The organism is Bifidobacterium choerinum, assembly GCF_002761235.1.
Lineage (GTDB): Bacteria > Actinomycetota > Actinomycetes > Actinomycetales > Bifidobacteriaceae > Bifidobacterium > Bifidobacterium choerinum.
On record NZ_CP018044.1, the window covers coordinates 1,961,295 to 1,974,601 of the forward strand.

Consider the following 13,307-nt stretch of genomic DNA (forward strand, 5'->3'; position numbering starts at 1 on the left):
GTTATCGATATCGGACAGAAGAAGGATGTCATCACCATGAGCAGTGCATTCGATTGGCGTGCGAAGGCGGCATGTCGCGACAAGGACCCCGAGCTGTTCTTCCCGGTGGGCAACACCGGCGCCGCCTACCAGCAGATCGAGGAGGCCAAGTCCGTGTGCCGCACCTGCAAGGTCATCGACGCATGCCTCAAATGCGCGCTCGACACGAACCAGGACTACGGCGTCTGGGGCGGTCTGAGCGAGGACGAGCGCAGGGCCCTCAAGCGCCGCGCGATGCGTGCGCGCCGCTCCGCGTCGATGCAACTCGGCTGACGGTCGGCGGGACGCATACCGCAAACATATGGAAAGCGCCCGGCGGCCACGCGATCGCGTGGCCGCCGGGCGCTTTCCATGCCGTCGTTCAGGCGGCGCGCAGCTTGATGGCGAGCCGCACGCGCGTGCCGCCGGTGTCGACCGGCTCCCAGCGGACGGTGCCGCCGAAGTCGTTCGTCACGAAGGTGTTGATGATCTGCGTACCCAGGCCGGACCCCGAGGAGCGCGCCATGCCGTCCTCCTCCTCGCTGCCCATGCCGTTGCCGTCGTCCTGCACGACGATGTCGAGCTTGTTGCCGTTGCGGTCGGCCGTCACCGTGATGTGGCCCTCCTTGCGGCCCTCGTAACCGTGCTCGACGGCGTTCGTTGTCAGCTCGGTGAGCACGAGCGACAGCGGCGTCGCGTCCTGCGCCGGCATCATGCCGAAGCTGCCGACGAAGTCGATTGTGATGCGCTGGTCGCTCATCGCCGTCAGGTCGACGCTCATGCGCAGCAGGTTGGCGATGACCTTGTCGAAGTCGACGATCTCGTCGGCCGACTGGCTCAGCCCCTCATGGACCATCGCGATCGTCTGCACGCGCCGTTGCGCCTCCTTGAGCTCCTTCTTGACCTCCTCGGACTTCGTCTTGCGCGCCTGCAGCCGCAGCAGCGCGGAGACGGCCTGCAGGTTGTTCTTGACGCGATGGTGGATCTCGGAGATCGTCGCGTCCTTCGTCTGCAGCTCGACCTCGCGCCGGCGCAGCTCGCTGACGTCGCGGCACAATACGATCGCGCCGGTGCGGCCGTGCTCGTCCATCAGCGGCAGCGAGCGCATCGAGACGGCCGAACGGTTCGCGACGAGTTCGGAGTCGATCGCGGCCTTGCCGAGCAGCACGAGCGGCAATGATTCGGGCACCGGGTCGTTCTCGTGGATCAGGCTTGTGCCCACCTCGCTGAGGTTCGCGCCCTCGAGCATGTCGACCATGCCTAGGCGCCTGAAGCAGCTGATGCCGTTGGGCGACGCGTACTGGACGACGCCGTCGGCGGACAGCAGGATGAAGCCGTCGGAGACGCGCGCGTTGTGCCGCTGGCTGAGCACGGAGTCCTTGTAGGGGAACTGGCCGCGCGGGATCATCCCGTACAGCTGCTTGCCGGCGCCGATGCTTTCGAGCTCGTAGCGGCCGTTCGACTCGCGCGTCGCGAGGTTCGTCTCGCGTACGACGAGGCCGAGCGCCTTGCCGCCGTGGCGGATCGGCGCGTACACGTTGCATACGAGGGCGTCGCCGATGCGGCGCAGCACCGGCGAGCGGTGGACGCCGTCCGACTTCATCGCCTCGGCCATCTCCTCCTGCAGCTCGTCGTCGACCTGTTCGCCGACGACGTCGTCGGCGCGCAGGCTCATGACCGTCGACGGGCGGCACTGGCCGGCGATGACGAAGCTGCCGTCGCCCTTCTGCAGCACGAGCAGCAGGTCGGCCAGGCTCAGGTCGGCGATGACCTGCCAGTCGGCGACGAGGTGGTGGAGCCATTCCTTGTCGGACGCGTCGAAATCGGGGCGCGTCGCGAGAATCTGTGAAAAATCAGCCATGCCACCATGATAGGCCACCGCGGCAATGGCGTCCGGCGGCCTGCGCGGGCCGGCTCCGGATGCTCGCGCAGGGCGCAATCGCAAGGGGCCGCATGCAGGCGGTCAGCAACCTACGCTATAGTAACCTACGATTGCGTAACCTGAGCGTGGACGACACGTGCGGAAAGGAGCCTGCGATGGACGGACGGACGGACGAGACGGCGACGATGGACGGCGAGGAGCTGCTCGAGCGGCGCCGACGCGCATTGGCGGCCGCCCGCAGCACGGCGCTCGAAGCGAAGGCCGAGGCGGCGCGCAGCCGGGCGCGCGCGAAGGCGGCGACGATCCGCGCGAAGGCGGACAGCCGCGCGAAGAAGGCGATCGCCAAGGGCGAGGAGAAGGCGGCGAAGCTCGAGGGCGTGCGCATCCGCGCGCCACGCCGGATCCGCCTCGACGTCCACGGGCGTCAGAAGCCGGCGATGCGCGGCTGGCTGCACGCCGTCGCCACGCCGCTCGCGCTCGCCGCCGGCATCGTGCTCATCTGCCTGGCGTACGGCGCCGGGCTCAAATGGGCGTGCGCGGTCTTCATGACCGCCTCCCTCATCCTGTTCGGCAACTCCGCCGCCTACCATCTGGGCGACTGGTCGCCGCGCGTGACCGACGTGCTGCGCCGCATCGACCACGTCAATATCTTCCTGCTCATCGCCGGCACCTACACGCCGGTCTCCTTCGCGCTCGACCCGTTCTGGCGCAACACGATCATCATCGGCATGTGGAGCTGCACGGCCGTCGCGATCCTCATCCACGTCGTGTGGATCGACGCGCCGCGCTGGCTGTATACGCTCGTCTACGTCATCTTCGGAGTATCCGGCGTCGCGTTCATGGGCATGTTCTGGGTCTCCCCCGCCGCCGGCCCCGCCGTCGTGTGGCTGCTGCTGTCCGGAGGCGCCTGCTACATCGCCGGCGCCGTCGTCTACGCGCTGCGCCGCCCCGACCCGTGGCCGAGGGTCTTCGGCTTCCACGAGATCTTCCATCTGGGCACGATCGCCGGCTACACCTGCCACATGGTCGCGATCTACCTCGTCATCTGCCGCCTCGCCGCGCTCGGCTGAGGGCAGCGAGGCGCATCGCAAGGGCGCCCCGGGACCGTGTGGTCCCGGGGCGCCCTTGCATGACGGGTCCCGCACGCTCAGTCGAGCGGCTTCGACTCCTTGATCGTCACCGAGATGTCGCGTCCGTTGGGCGCCTTGTAGGTGACGACGTCGCCCTCGTGCGCGCCGAGGATCGCCGCGCCGATCGGCGACTCGGGGCTGATGACGTCGTAGTCGGTCGCGACGGCGATGTCGCGCGAGCCGAGCACGTACTTCATCTCGCGGCCGGCGAGCTCGATCGTCACGAGCGAGCCGTTGCCGACGGTGCCGGCGTCCGGCGCCTCGAGGATCTTCGCGTTGCGCAGCTTGACGATGAGCTCGTTGATGCGCCCCTCGTTCTTGCCCTGCTCCTCGCGCGCGGCCTGGTAACCGCCGTTCTCGGACAGGTCGCCCTCGGCGCGGGCCGCGGCGATGCGTTCGGTGATCTCCTCGCGGTACTCGCCCTCACGGTACGCGAGCTCCTCCTTGAGCTTGTCATACGCCTCCTGCGTGAGCAGGACGGTCTTCTCCTCCTGAGCCATGGTGTCCTCCTTCATGATGGAACAAGCCTGTGATATGCGAAAACCCGCACCGCGCAGCCCGGAACCCCGGCGCGCGGTGCGGACGGATATGGACGAGCGTCCTTTCAGCGCGTGGCGATGATGTCCACGACGAACTCGAGCGTGTCGTCGCCGCCGATGCCCGCCTGCGGCACGCCCCGCGAGCCGTAGCCGTACTCCGGCGGGATCGAGATCAGCAGGCGCGAGCCGACGTTGTGGCCCGGGACCGTCTGGTCCCATCCCCTGATGACCTGGCCGACGCCGATGCCGAAGCTCGCCGGCTGGTGGCGCTCGAAGCTCGAATCGAAGGCCTTGTCACCGCCCCAGACCTGGCCGTGGTAGTTGACGGTCACCGTGTCGCCGCGGCGCACGATCGGGCCGTCGCCCTCGACGAGCTCGACGACCTTGAGTCCCTTGGGCGCCTCGCTCTGCGGGAACGTCATCGTCGGCAGGTCGCCGAATCCGCCTTCGACCCCGGGCATCTCGTTAGCCATGTTTCCTCCTTGGTTTCCAGGCACAACGGGATTCAGCCTAGCACAGGACCGGCCGTTGCGCCGACGGCGCCCACGTCAGCATTCGACGACGTTGAGCGCCAGGCCGCCCTTCGACGTCTCCTTGTACTTCGCCATCATGTCCTCGCCGGTCTCCTTCATCGTGCGGATGACCTGGTCGAGCGTGACGATGTGCGAGCCGTCGCCGAGCATCGCCATGCGCACGGCGACGACGGCCGTGTTCGCGGCGACCGCGTTGCGTTCGATGCACGGGATCTGCACAAGACCGCCGACCGGGTCGCAGGTCAGCCCCAGATGGTGCTCCATGCCGATCTCGGCCGCGTTCTCGACCTGCCGCGGCGTGCCGCCGACGACGGCGCACAGCCCGGCCGCCGCCATCGAGCACGCCGAGCCGACCTCGCCCTGGCAGCCGACCTCGGCGCCGGAGATCGACGCGTTGCGCTTGATCAGATAGCCGACGGCGCCGGCCGTGAGCAGGAAGTCGCGTATGTCCTCGTCGCTCGCGCCGGCGAGCAGGCGCCGGTAGTACAGCAGCACCGCCGGGATGACGCCGGCCGAGCCGTTCGTCGGCGCCGTGACGATGCGTCCGCCCGCGGCGTTCTCCTCGCTGACGGCGAGCGCGAACAGGTCGATCCACGACGATTCCGCCGATTCGAGATGCCGCAGGCCGGCGGATGGCTCGCCGCGCAGCACGTCGCCGGCGCCGCGCAGCCGCGCGTAGACGCCGGGCGCGCGCCGCGGCACGTCGAGGCCGCCGGGCAGCGTCCGCTGCGTGCTCGTGCAGCCGGCGACGACCGAGCTCCGCATCGCCTCCCAGATCGCGTCGAGGCGCGCGTCGAGCACGTCGGCGCCGTGCAGCGCCGTCTCGTTGTCGCGCACGACCTGCGCGATCGACTTATGCTCGTCGGCGCAGATCGCAAGCAGTTCGTCGGCGCTCGTGAACGGATGCGGCACGCCGGCGAGGTCGTCCTCGCGGCGGTACTCCCCTTCGCGCGCCTCCTTCGCCGCCTGCTCGGCGCGTGCGTCGTGCGCGTGGATCGGCAGCACCGGATCGCCGACGAGGCCCTGCTGGATGAAGCCGCCGCCGATCGAGTACCAGACCTGTTCGAAGACGACGCCGTCCTGCATGTCGTAGGCGATGCAGCGCAGCCCGTTGGGGTGTGCGGCGAGACGGTGCCATCCGTCGAGGACGACGTCGTGCGCGAAGTTGAAGGGGATCGTGCGTACGCCGTCGAGGTCGATGGCGCCGCGCGCCTCGCAGCGTGCGCGCAGATCGGCGAGGTAGTCGACGTCGACGGTCTTCGGGTCGTTGCCCTCGAGACCGGCGACGGCGGCGCGGTCGGTGCCGTGTCCGAGCCCGGTCAGGGCGAGCGAGCCGTAAAGGGTGACGGCGACGTGCGCCACACGGGGCAGGACGCCGCGTTCGCGCAGCGCCTCGGCGAAGGCGCGCGTCGCGAGCATCGGCCCGACCGTGTGCGAGGAGCTGGGGCCGACGCCGATGGAGAACAGATCAAGGACGCTGAACATATCTGGCAGTATAGGCGCCGCGTCCGTGTTCCGCCATAGGCTGCCGGCCAATGTGCACGGCCTCCGCGCATGCCGGCCGGCGCGGCCGGCATGCGCGGAGGCCGATGAGGGGCTCTCGGAGCGTGTCGCGGGCACTCACAGCGTATGGAGCATGACGAAGAGGACGTAGCCTCCATAGCAGGCGACGAGCGCGCTGGCGACGGCGAGCGCGGCAAGCGCCGCGCGGTGCCGGGCGAGCCGTTCGCCGAGCGTATAGGCGGCGAAGAACGCCGCCATGCCGAGCAGCGCGCCGCTGACGGCGGCGATCGTCGTGTCGTGCGCGGACAGCGCGCCGGCGCCGAGCCGTCCGGTGATCATGTTGCGCACGCCGAGGACGACCCACACCGTCCACACGCCGAAGGAGAGCGCGCCGATCGCGGCGTAGACGAGCGGCTGCAGCCGCCGGCGCATGCGGTAGGCGAAGGATTCGGCGCACCACAGCAACGCGAAGCCGACGACGAAGGCGAACATGACAGCGAGCAGCGAGGCGACGCCCGCCCATGGCACGAGCGCGAAGACGGCCGGACGGAAGGTCGCGGTCAGCGGCGCGCAGAAGATCTCGCAGAACGTGAGCGTCGCGGCGAGCACGACGGCCTGCGCGAGCATGATCGGCACGCCGCTGTCCGGGTCCTTCACGACGCTCGTGTGCGTGTGCGTGTGCGCGGCCGCGCCGGATGCGCCGGTGGTTGGTTCGCTCATGTGGCTCCCGTCGTCCGTAGGTCTCATGGTCATGATGCTGCGAGTGTACGAAGGAAAAGCGCGCGTTGTGTTACGGGGTATTACGGGCGGATGACGGCGTCGTGACCGGACAAGGCACGGCCGCGCGCGTCCGGAACATGGCCGCGGCACATGGCCGGCCGATATGAAAGGGCCGGCGATCATTGGAACGCCAACGATCACCGGCCTTCAGCCCTCGGTGCCCCCAGTGGGACTCGAACCCACACGCCGCAGCGTTCGATTTTAAGTCGAATGCGTCTACCGATTTCGCCATGGGGGCGCGGCGCCGGCGGGCTTCGCCGGCACGTAGGCATTATGCCATGTCAGCGCGCGGCGAGCAACCGCCGTCCCATGTCGAGCACGAGCCCGTCGAGCAGGCCGTGCTCGCTGGCCACATAGGAGTCGATGACCTTGCCGTGGTCGGCCCGCGCCGCCTCGGCGACGCGTTCGAGCACGCGGCTCCAGATGAGCGCGCCGCCGCCGACGACGTCGATGCGTCCCGGATGGATCGTGCGGTACTGGCCGCGCTCGCGGCGCGTCATGTGCAGGAAGCGGTCGTCGACGTCGAAGGCGGTGGCGAAATCCATGCGCACGCCGTCGACGGCCGCATGGTCGTAGTCGGGCAGCCCCATCGCCAATGCCGTCATCGTCGTGACGGTGCCGGACACGCCGATGATCGTGTTGACGGAGCCGGCCGGCACATGCCCGAAGGCCTCGTCGATGTGCGCGTCGATGTCGGCGACGGTCTCGTCGATCTGCCGCTGCGTCGGCGGGTCGGAGTGCAGATGGCGTTCGGTCATGCGCACCGAGCCGATGTTCATCGAGAACGCCGCGCGCACCTTCGTCACCGGCATCGTCTCGCCGTCGCCGCCGACGACGAGCTCGGTCGAGCCGCCGCCGAGATCGACGACGAGGAACGGCGGCTCGAGGTCGTCGCGCGACGTCATCGCCGTCGCCGCCAGGAAGCTCAGGTCGGCCTCCTCGGTGCCGGAGATCACCTCGGGGCGCACGCCGAGAATCGATTCGATCGTGTCCTCGAACTCCTTGCGGTTCTCGGCGTCGCGCGTCGCCGACGTGGCGACGAAGCGCAGCGCGTCCACGCGGTGCTCGGCGAGCACGGCCGCGAACTCGCGCGCCGCGGCGTAGGTGCGTTCGAGCGCGTCGTCGGCGAAGCGGTGCGTCTCGTCGACGCCTTCGCCCAGACGCACGACGCGCAGCATGCGCGGCACGACGTCGTGGATGCCGTCGGCGTCGACGCGCGCGATCTTGAGGCGGATCGAGTTCGTGCCGCAGTCGATGCCGGCGACGACGACGGACGGACCGGACGCGTCCGTGCCGCGCCGAGCGTCGTCGCCGGCGCGCTCGGCGGCGTGGCGGCGCGCGCGCCTCGCCGAGCGCCCCTCGTCGAGCGGCGCGCAGCGGCACACGTCCGCGTCGAACTCGCCGCGCATGCGCTCGAGCGCGTCGTCGCCGATCGGGTTGACGCCCGGGCCCATGACGAGGCTCTGCGCGACGAGCGCGTGCAGGCACTTGACGCGGGTCGGCATGCCGCCGGCGCTCGTGCCCTCGATGTGCGTCTCGTCGTCGTTCAGGCGCATGGCCAGCGCATGGCGGAACGCGAGGTACATCATATGGGCGCGCTCGTAGGCGCGGCGCAGGTCCTCGTCCTCGTTCAGGCGCGCGTTGTACTCCTTCATCAGGCCGTCCGCCTCGAGATGCGACGCGGCCTTGACGGCCTCTGGGCTCGTCAGGTACATCGTCGTCGGGAACGGGATCCGGCCGTCGACGAGCGGACGCGTGATCACGGCGAGCGGACGGCCGCAGCGGCAGCGCGCGCCGACGGCGACCATGCCGCGCGGGAAGCGCCCCAGCTGCGCGCCGACGGTCTCGACGTCCTCGTCGCTCGCCGGTTCGGCGAGGAAACGGTCCACGAGTTCCTGCGCCTGCCTCATCGTCTCGGCATCGAAATCGGTCACTGCTGCTCCTTGCTCTGGTCGTCTGATGGCGCGGCGGCGCCGTCCGCGCCCGCCTTGCCGTCTGTTTCGCTGTCCGCCTTGTCGTCCGTCCGCGCGCCGCGCGTCTTGTCCTTGCCGGCGTCGGCCTCCTTGAACGAGTACGCCATCTCGCTGTACCACGGCAGCGTCGATTCCTGCGTCTCGTCGGCGCCGTCGAGCGGCGGCGGCGCCTTCCTGCCGGTCACGGCCTCGGGATGCTCGACGCGGATCGGCTGCTCGCCGGGGAACACGTAGCCGAGGCGCTCGCGTGCCTGCGCGGTCACGTAGGCGTCATCGTCCCACCGCTCGATGTCGTTCTCGAGCTCCTGCTTCTGCGCGACGAGCGCCGCCTCCTGCTTCCTGAGGCTGTTGAGCTCCGACAGGTCGAGCGCGTACGAATGGAAGGTCGAGATGAGCTGGATGAGCCCGAGCGCGACGATGAACAGCGCGACGAAGAAGGCGATCGGCCCCGCGCTCGTCCGTCTGGCCGGTCGCTGCTTCGTCTGCGTGGCGCGTGGTCGTTTGCTCATGGATACGAAACTACCCGCCGCATTCGACGAGCGGATGCGACGGGTGGTTTCGTTCATATGATGCTCACTTGGCGGCGGCCGCCGTCACGTGAGGGGCGATCACATGTACTGCTTGCAGGCCTTGAAGGCGCTGTAGCCGGCGTACTCGGCGGTCGAGCCGAGCTCCTCCTCGATCTCGAGCAGGCGGTTGTACTTGGCGATGCGCTCGCCGCGGGCCGGGGCGCCGGTCTTGATCTGGCCGGTGTTCTTCGCGACGGCCAGGTCGGAGATCGTCGTGTCCGGGGTCTCGCCGGAACGGTGGGAGACCATCGACGTGAAGCCGTTCTTCGTGGCCAGCTCGATCGCGTCGAGGGTCTCGGAGACGGTGCCGATCTGGTTGAGCTTGACGAGCAGCGAGTTGCCCGCGCCCATGTCGATGCCCTTCTTCAGGCGCGCCGGGTTGGTGACGAAGAGGTCGTCGCCGACGAACTGCAGACGGTCGCCGAGCGCCTTCGTGATCTTCGCCCAGTCTTCCCAGCCTTCCTCCTGGAACGGATCCTCGATGGAGACGATCGGGAACTGGTCGACGAGCTTCTCGTAGAAGTCGAGCATGTAGGCCGAGTCGCGGTCCTCGCCGTCGAAGTGGTACTTGCCGGTCTCCTTGTTGTAGAACTCGGAGGAGGCGACGTCGAGCGCGATGCCGATCTGCTTGCCCGGCTCGTAGCCGGCGGCCGAGATCGCGTCCATGATGTACTTGAGCGAATCCTCGTTGGTCTTCATCTTCGGAGCGAAGCCGCCCTCGTCGCCGAGGCCGGTGGCCAGGCCCTGCTTCTTGAGGACGTTCTTGAGGGTATGGTAGACCTCGACGCCCGCCTGCAGCGCCTCCGAGTAGGTCTCGAAGCCGTACGGGGAGATCATGTACTCCTGGATGTCGGTCGCGAAGTCGGCGTGCGCGCCGCCGTTCATGATGTTCATGTTCGGGACCGGCAGGATGTGGCCGTTGGTGCCGCCGATGTAGCGGTAGAGCGGCAGTTCGGCGGTCTCGGCGGCCGCGTACAGGGCGGCGAGCGAGACGCCGAGGATCGCGTTGGCGCCGAGGCGGCCCTTGTTCGGGGTGCCGTCGAGCTCGATCATCAGGTCGTCGAGCGCGCGCTGGTCGGTGGCGTCCATGCCGATGACCTTCGGGGCGATCTCCTCGTTGACGGCCTTGACCGCGCCGAGGACGCCCTTGCCCTGGTAGACGGACTTGTCGCCGTCGCGACGCTCCCAGGCCTCCGCCTCGCCGGTCGACGCGCCGGACGGCACGAGGCCGATGCCACGGGCGCCGTCTTCGGTGTCAAGCACGACCTCGACGGTCGGGTTGCCACGGGAATCAAGAATCTGGTGTGCATACACGCTTTCAATTGCTGCCACAACTGCTCCTTGTGTGTACGGGTTGTGATGACATCTGCAAGAGTAATGCCGTTGTTGGACGATTCGCAACTTCCCGTCGGCGAAAACTGTGAGCGCTCCCACCCCGGCGCGCCCCGTGTCGCGGGCGGCGCGGGGCGCGCCCGCGGCGCCCGGAAACCATACGGATCCCCACCCGTTGTCCAACGTCCCGGGCAACAATGGATGCCGACACGGGGTGCCCGGGCCATGATCTCAAACATGTGCTGGACGCCGCCGCCGCGCACGGCCGCGGCGACGGGAGGAAAGCGGATCGGCTGGGCTGAGATCACACTCGTCGAACCTGAAATAGGCAATGCTATCGAAGGGAATGTCATGTCCGTTCCGGAGCAGATCGGCGCCGTCGTCCCCGACGCGCCGTCGTCGCTTTCCACATCATCATCGGCGGCATCGGCGTCACCATCATCGGCCGCGCCGCGCGCGGGGCGATGGGCGCGGCGTGCCATCGGCGCCGGCGCCGCCTGGGCCTCGACGCTCGCGCTGTTCGCGCTGTGGGCGCTGTGCACCCGTTCGCCCGCCGGCACGCGCGCGCTGCCCTCCCCCGGCGAGGTCGCCGCGGCCTTCGTCGCGATGTGCGACGAGGGCGTGCTGTGGCCGTCGGTGCGCGTCAGCGTGCTGCGCGTGCTCGCCGGCCTCGCCGTCGGCGTCGCGCTCGCCGTGCCGGCGGGCGTCGTCTCGGGCGCGAGCCGCATCGGCGGGGCGATCGTCGACAGGCCGGTCCATATGCTGCGCGCGATCCCGTTCCCGGCGCTCGCGCCGCTGCTCATCGTCATGCTCGGCATCGGCGAGGCGATGAAGGTCGCGCTGATCGCGATCGGCGCGTTCGCGCTCGTCTACGTCAACGTGCGCGACGGCGTGCGCGCGATCGACCCGCGGCTGCTCGAGCTCGCCCGCGCCTACCGGATGCCGCGGCATGTCGTCTTTACGAAGATCCTGCTGCGCGGCGTGCTGCCGCAGTTCATGACCGGCCTGCGCTTCGCGATCACGGTCTCGTGGATCGCGCTCGTCACCTGCGAGACGGTGAACTCGTCGGCCGGCATCGGCTATCTGCTCGCCCGTGCGCAGCAGTTCTTCCGCACCGACCAGATGGTGCTGTGCATCGTGCTGTACGCGGCGCTCGGCCTGCTCAGCGAGTGGGTCGTCGGTGCACTCGAGCGCCTGGCGCACGTGCGCGGCTGACGCCGCTTTCCGACTCCCCTTTTCCGGCACCGCCTTCATCCTCAGGACCACCAACCATCGAAAACCCCGCACGGTCGCGCCGTGACGACGCGGCCATGCGGCCATGCCCCAAGGAGGCACCATGTCATCCACATCACGATTCCATCACCGCGTCCGCCGTCTGCTCGCCGCCGTCTGCGCGGCCTCGCTGCTCGCCGGCGCCGCCGCCTGCGGCACGTCGGCGCAGGCGAAGGACGACGCCACGATGCGCGTCGCCTATCTGTCCACGGCGAACTATCTGACGACGGTGCGCGACGAGCCCTTCCTCGAGGAGGCGATGGGCTCCACGGACGTCGAGTTCACCGGCCCGTACAACCCGACCGACGCCTATGCCGCCGTCCTGTCCGGCAACGCCGACGCGACGAGCACCGGCACCGGCTCCTTCATCAACTTCATCGCGCAGGGCCAGCCGTGGACGGCCTTCGCGATCGAATACTACGACGGCGACTCGCAGGGCATCGTCGCCGCCCCCGGCTCCGGCGTCGGATCGCTCGCCGACCTCAGGGGCAGGAAGGTCGCCATCATCAAGCGCGGCGGGACCGGCGACTACGTGCTGCACAAGGCGCTCGAAGGCTCCGGCGTGAGCGTCGACGACGTCGACGTCGTCGAGATGAGCCCGAGCAACTTCCAGGCGGCCTTCACCTCCGGGCAGATCGACGCGCTGTCGTCGTTCGACCAGAACCTCGCGGCGGCGATGGCCACGCCGGGCGCGAAGCTGCTCGCCGACGGCAGGGACTACGACAACCACAACGTCTCGATCCACATCGTCTCGCGCGACTTCGCGACGAAGCACTCCGAAGCCGTCAAGGCGATGTACCGGGCGCTCGTCCGGGAGTCCGAGGCCGCGGCGAAGCGCCCGGCGATCATCACCGACGCCTACCGGCGCTTCGGCGCCTCGGACGAGGTCGCCGACCAGATCGCGCGCTTCGACGTGCCGAGGATCGTGCCGATCGACGCCGACGGGCGCGCGATGCTCGAGGCGCAGGCCCGGGAATACGTGGACTTCGGCTTCATCGACCGGATGCCCGACATCGCGGCCGCGACGATGGACTGCGGCGCATGAGCGGCGCAGCGGCGCCCGCCGTCGCGCTCGACGGCGTGTGCAAGGCCTTCGACGGACGCGCCGTGCTCGCCGACGTGGACCTGCGCGTCGACGCCGGCGAGACCGTCGCGCTGATCGGCCGCTCCGGCTGCGGCAAGTCGACGCTGCTGCGCATCGTCGCCGGGCTGCTCGACGCCGACCGCGGCCGGGTGCGCACCGTCGACCATGTCGCCTTCGGCTTCCAGGACGCGCGCCTCGTCCCCTGGCTGCGCGTCTGGGACAACGTGACGCTCGGCATGGCCGGCGACTGCGGGCGTATGACGCGCCGCGCGCGCAGGGAGGCGGCCGCGGGGGCGCTCGCCCAGGTGCAGCTCGCCGACGCCGTCGACAAGCTGCCGACGCAGCTCTCCGGCGGCCAGCGGCAGCGCGTCTCGCTCGCCCGCGCACTCACGCGCCGACCGGATCTGCTGCTGCTCGACGAACCCTTCGGCGCGCTCGACGCGCTCACCCGGCTCGACATGCAGGACCTGCTCGCCGGGCTGCGCGCGCGGCTCGGCTTCGCGACGGTGCTCGTCACCCACGACATCGGCGAGGCGGTGCGGCTCGCCGACCGCATCCTCGTGCTCGCCGACGGCCGCATCCGCGACGAGGCGCACGCCGACCGATCGAGCCTCGACGGCCAGGGACGGCCCCTCGGCCATCAGGCGCTCGAGGAGCGGCTGCACCGCGCGCTGCGCGGCTGACGGACGCAT

Annotated in this window: 13 protein-coding genes and 1 tRNA gene; 5 read left to right on the plus strand and 9 right to left on the minus strand. The window is 69.5% G+C overall.

The annotated features are described in order from the left end of the window. Window positions 1-36 precede the first annotated feature (36 nt). A complete protein-coding gene (locus tag BcFMB_RS08120; RefSeq protein WP_024541252.1) occupies window positions 37-312 on the plus strand; it encodes a WhiB family transcriptional regulator in 276 nt (91 codons plus the stop codon). Between the two features lie 88 nt (window positions 313-400). Here BcFMB_RS08120 and BcFMB_RS08125 read toward each other — a convergent pair whose 3' ends face one another. Continuing rightward, entirely contained in the window at window positions 401-1,879 is a 1,479-nt protein-coding gene (locus BcFMB_RS08125) for a sensor histidine kinase (RefSeq protein WP_024541251.1), read from the minus strand. Between the two features lie 206 nt (window positions 1,880-2,085). Between BcFMB_RS08125 and trhA the strand changes: the two genes are divergently transcribed. Further along, window positions 2,086-2,970: a PAQR family membrane homeostasis protein TrhA gene (trhA, locus tag BcFMB_RS08130; protein ID WP_024541250.1), complete on the plus strand. Its 885-nt coding sequence runs from the start codon at window positions 2,086-2,088 to the stop codon at window positions 2,968-2,970. Window positions 2,971-3,047: 77 nt separating this feature from the next. On the opposite strand, the gene BcFMB_RS08135 is transcribed toward trhA, so the two are convergent. From BcFMB_RS08135 to eno, 8 genes are all read right to left on the minus strand, one after another. Beyond that, the gene (locus tag BcFMB_RS08135; RefSeq protein ID WP_024541249.1) at window positions 3,048-3,530 is read right to left on the minus strand and encodes a GreA/GreB family elongation factor; all 483 of its coding nucleotides are present in this window, start codon (window positions 3,528-3,530) and stop codon (window positions 3,048-3,050) included. 104 nt (window positions 3,531-3,634) lie between these two features. Next, complete coding sequence (locus tag BcFMB_RS08140; protein WP_024541248.1) at window positions 3,635-4,042, minus strand: FKBP-type peptidyl-prolyl cis-trans isomerase; 408 nt, start codon at window positions 4,040-4,042, stop codon at window positions 3,635-3,637. Window positions 4,043-4,117: 75 nt separating this feature from the next. Next, a complete protein-coding gene (locus BcFMB_RS08145; RefSeq protein WP_024541247.1) occupies window positions 4,118-5,587 on the minus strand; it encodes an L-serine ammonia-lyase in 1,470 nt (489 codons plus the stop codon). Window positions 5,588-5,722: 135 nt separating this feature from the next. Continuing rightward, on the minus strand, window positions 5,723-6,325 hold the full coding sequence (locus BcFMB_RS08150; RefSeq protein ID WP_232513791.1) for a cadmium transporter: 603 nt from the start codon (window positions 6,323-6,325) through the stop codon (window positions 5,723-5,725). 218 nt (window positions 6,326-6,543) lie between these two features. Then, window positions 6,544-6,623: transfer RNA gene (locus BcFMB_RS08155), tRNA-Leu, on the minus strand. 43 nt (window positions 6,624-6,666) lie between these two features. Beyond that, entirely contained in the window at window positions 6,667-8,295 is a 1,629-nt protein-coding gene (locus BcFMB_RS08160; protein ID WP_029675610.1) for a DUF501 domain-containing protein, read from the minus strand. 20 nt (window positions 8,296-8,315) lie between these two features. Beyond that, on the minus strand, window positions 8,316-8,867 hold the full coding sequence (locus tag BcFMB_RS08165) for an FtsB family cell division protein (RefSeq protein WP_024541244.1): 552 nt from the start codon (window positions 8,865-8,867) through the stop codon (window positions 8,316-8,318). A 99-nt stretch (window positions 8,868-8,966) separates the two neighbouring features. Next, the gene (eno, locus tag BcFMB_RS08170; RefSeq protein ID WP_099721516.1) at window positions 8,967-10,259 is read right to left on the minus strand and encodes a phosphopyruvate hydratase; all 1,293 of its coding nucleotides are present in this window, start codon (window positions 10,257-10,259) and stop codon (window positions 8,967-8,969) included. A 351-nt stretch (window positions 10,260-10,610) separates the two neighbouring features. Between eno and BcFMB_RS08175 the strand changes: the two genes are divergently transcribed. The 3 genes from BcFMB_RS08175 (at window position 10,611) to BcFMB_RS08185 (ending at window position 13,298) form a co-directional block, all read left to right on the plus strand. After that, window positions 10,611-11,474, plus strand: coding sequence for an ABC transporter permease (locus BcFMB_RS08175; protein WP_024541242.1), 864 nt, complete (start codon window positions 10,611-10,613; stop codon window positions 11,472-11,474). Between the two features lie 121 nt (window positions 11,475-11,595). After that, window positions 11,596-12,576: an ABC transporter substrate-binding protein gene (locus BcFMB_RS08180; protein ID WP_024541241.1), complete on the plus strand. Its 981-nt coding sequence runs from the start codon at window positions 11,596-11,598 to the stop codon at window positions 12,574-12,576. Next, on the plus strand, window positions 12,573-13,298 hold the full coding sequence (locus BcFMB_RS08185; protein ID WP_099721517.1) for an ABC transporter ATP-binding protein: 726 nt from the start codon (window positions 12,573-12,575) through the stop codon (window positions 13,296-13,298). The genes BcFMB_RS08180 and BcFMB_RS08185 overlap by 4 nt, the downstream gene beginning before the upstream one ends. The last annotated feature ends 9 nt before the right edge of the window (window positions 13,299-13,307 follow it).

Coding starts and splice junctions, on each gene's coding strand:
- BcFMB_RS08120 (WP_024541252.1), top strand. CDS start 37: ATGAGCAGTGCATTCGATTGGCGTGCGAAGGCGGCATGTCGCGACAAG.
- BcFMB_RS08125 (WP_024541251.1), bottom strand. CDS start 1,879: ATGGCTGATTTTTCACAGATTCTCGCGACGCGCCCCGATTTCGACGCG.
- trhA (WP_024541250.1), top strand. CDS start 2,086: ATGGACGGCGAGGAGCTGCTCGAGCGGCGCCGACGCGCATTGGCGGCC.
- BcFMB_RS08135 (WP_024541249.1), bottom strand. CDS start 3,530: ATGGCTCAGGAGGAGAAGACCGTCCTGCTCACGCAGGAGGCGTATGAC.
- BcFMB_RS08140 (WP_024541248.1), bottom strand. CDS start 4,042: ATGGCTAACGAGATGCCCGGGGTCGAAGGCGGATTCGGCGACCTGCCG.
- BcFMB_RS08145 (WP_024541247.1), bottom strand. CDS start 5,587: ATGTTCAGCGTCCTTGATCTGTTCTCCATCGGCGTCGGCCCCAGCTCC.
- BcFMB_RS08150 (WP_232513791.1), bottom strand. CDS start 6,325: ATGAGCGAACCAACCACCGGCGCATCCGGCGCGGCCGCGCACACGCAC.
- BcFMB_RS08160 (WP_029675610.1), bottom strand. CDS start 8,295: ATGAGGCAGGCGCAGGAACTCGTGGACCGTTTCCTCGCCGAACCGGCG.
- BcFMB_RS08165 (WP_024541244.1), bottom strand. CDS start 8,867: ATGAGCAAACGACCACGCGCCACGCAGACGAAGCAGCGACCGGCCAGA.
- BcFMB_RS08175 (WP_024541242.1), top strand. CDS start 10,611: ATGTCCGTTCCGGAGCAGATCGGCGCCGTCGTCCCCGACGCGCCGTCG.
- BcFMB_RS08180 (WP_024541241.1), top strand. CDS start 11,596: ATGTCATCCACATCACGATTCCATCACCGCGTCCGCCGTCTGCTCGCC.
- BcFMB_RS08185 (WP_099721517.1), top strand. CDS start 12,573: ATGAGCGGCGCAGCGGCGCCCGCCGTCGCGCTCGACGGCGTGTGCAAG.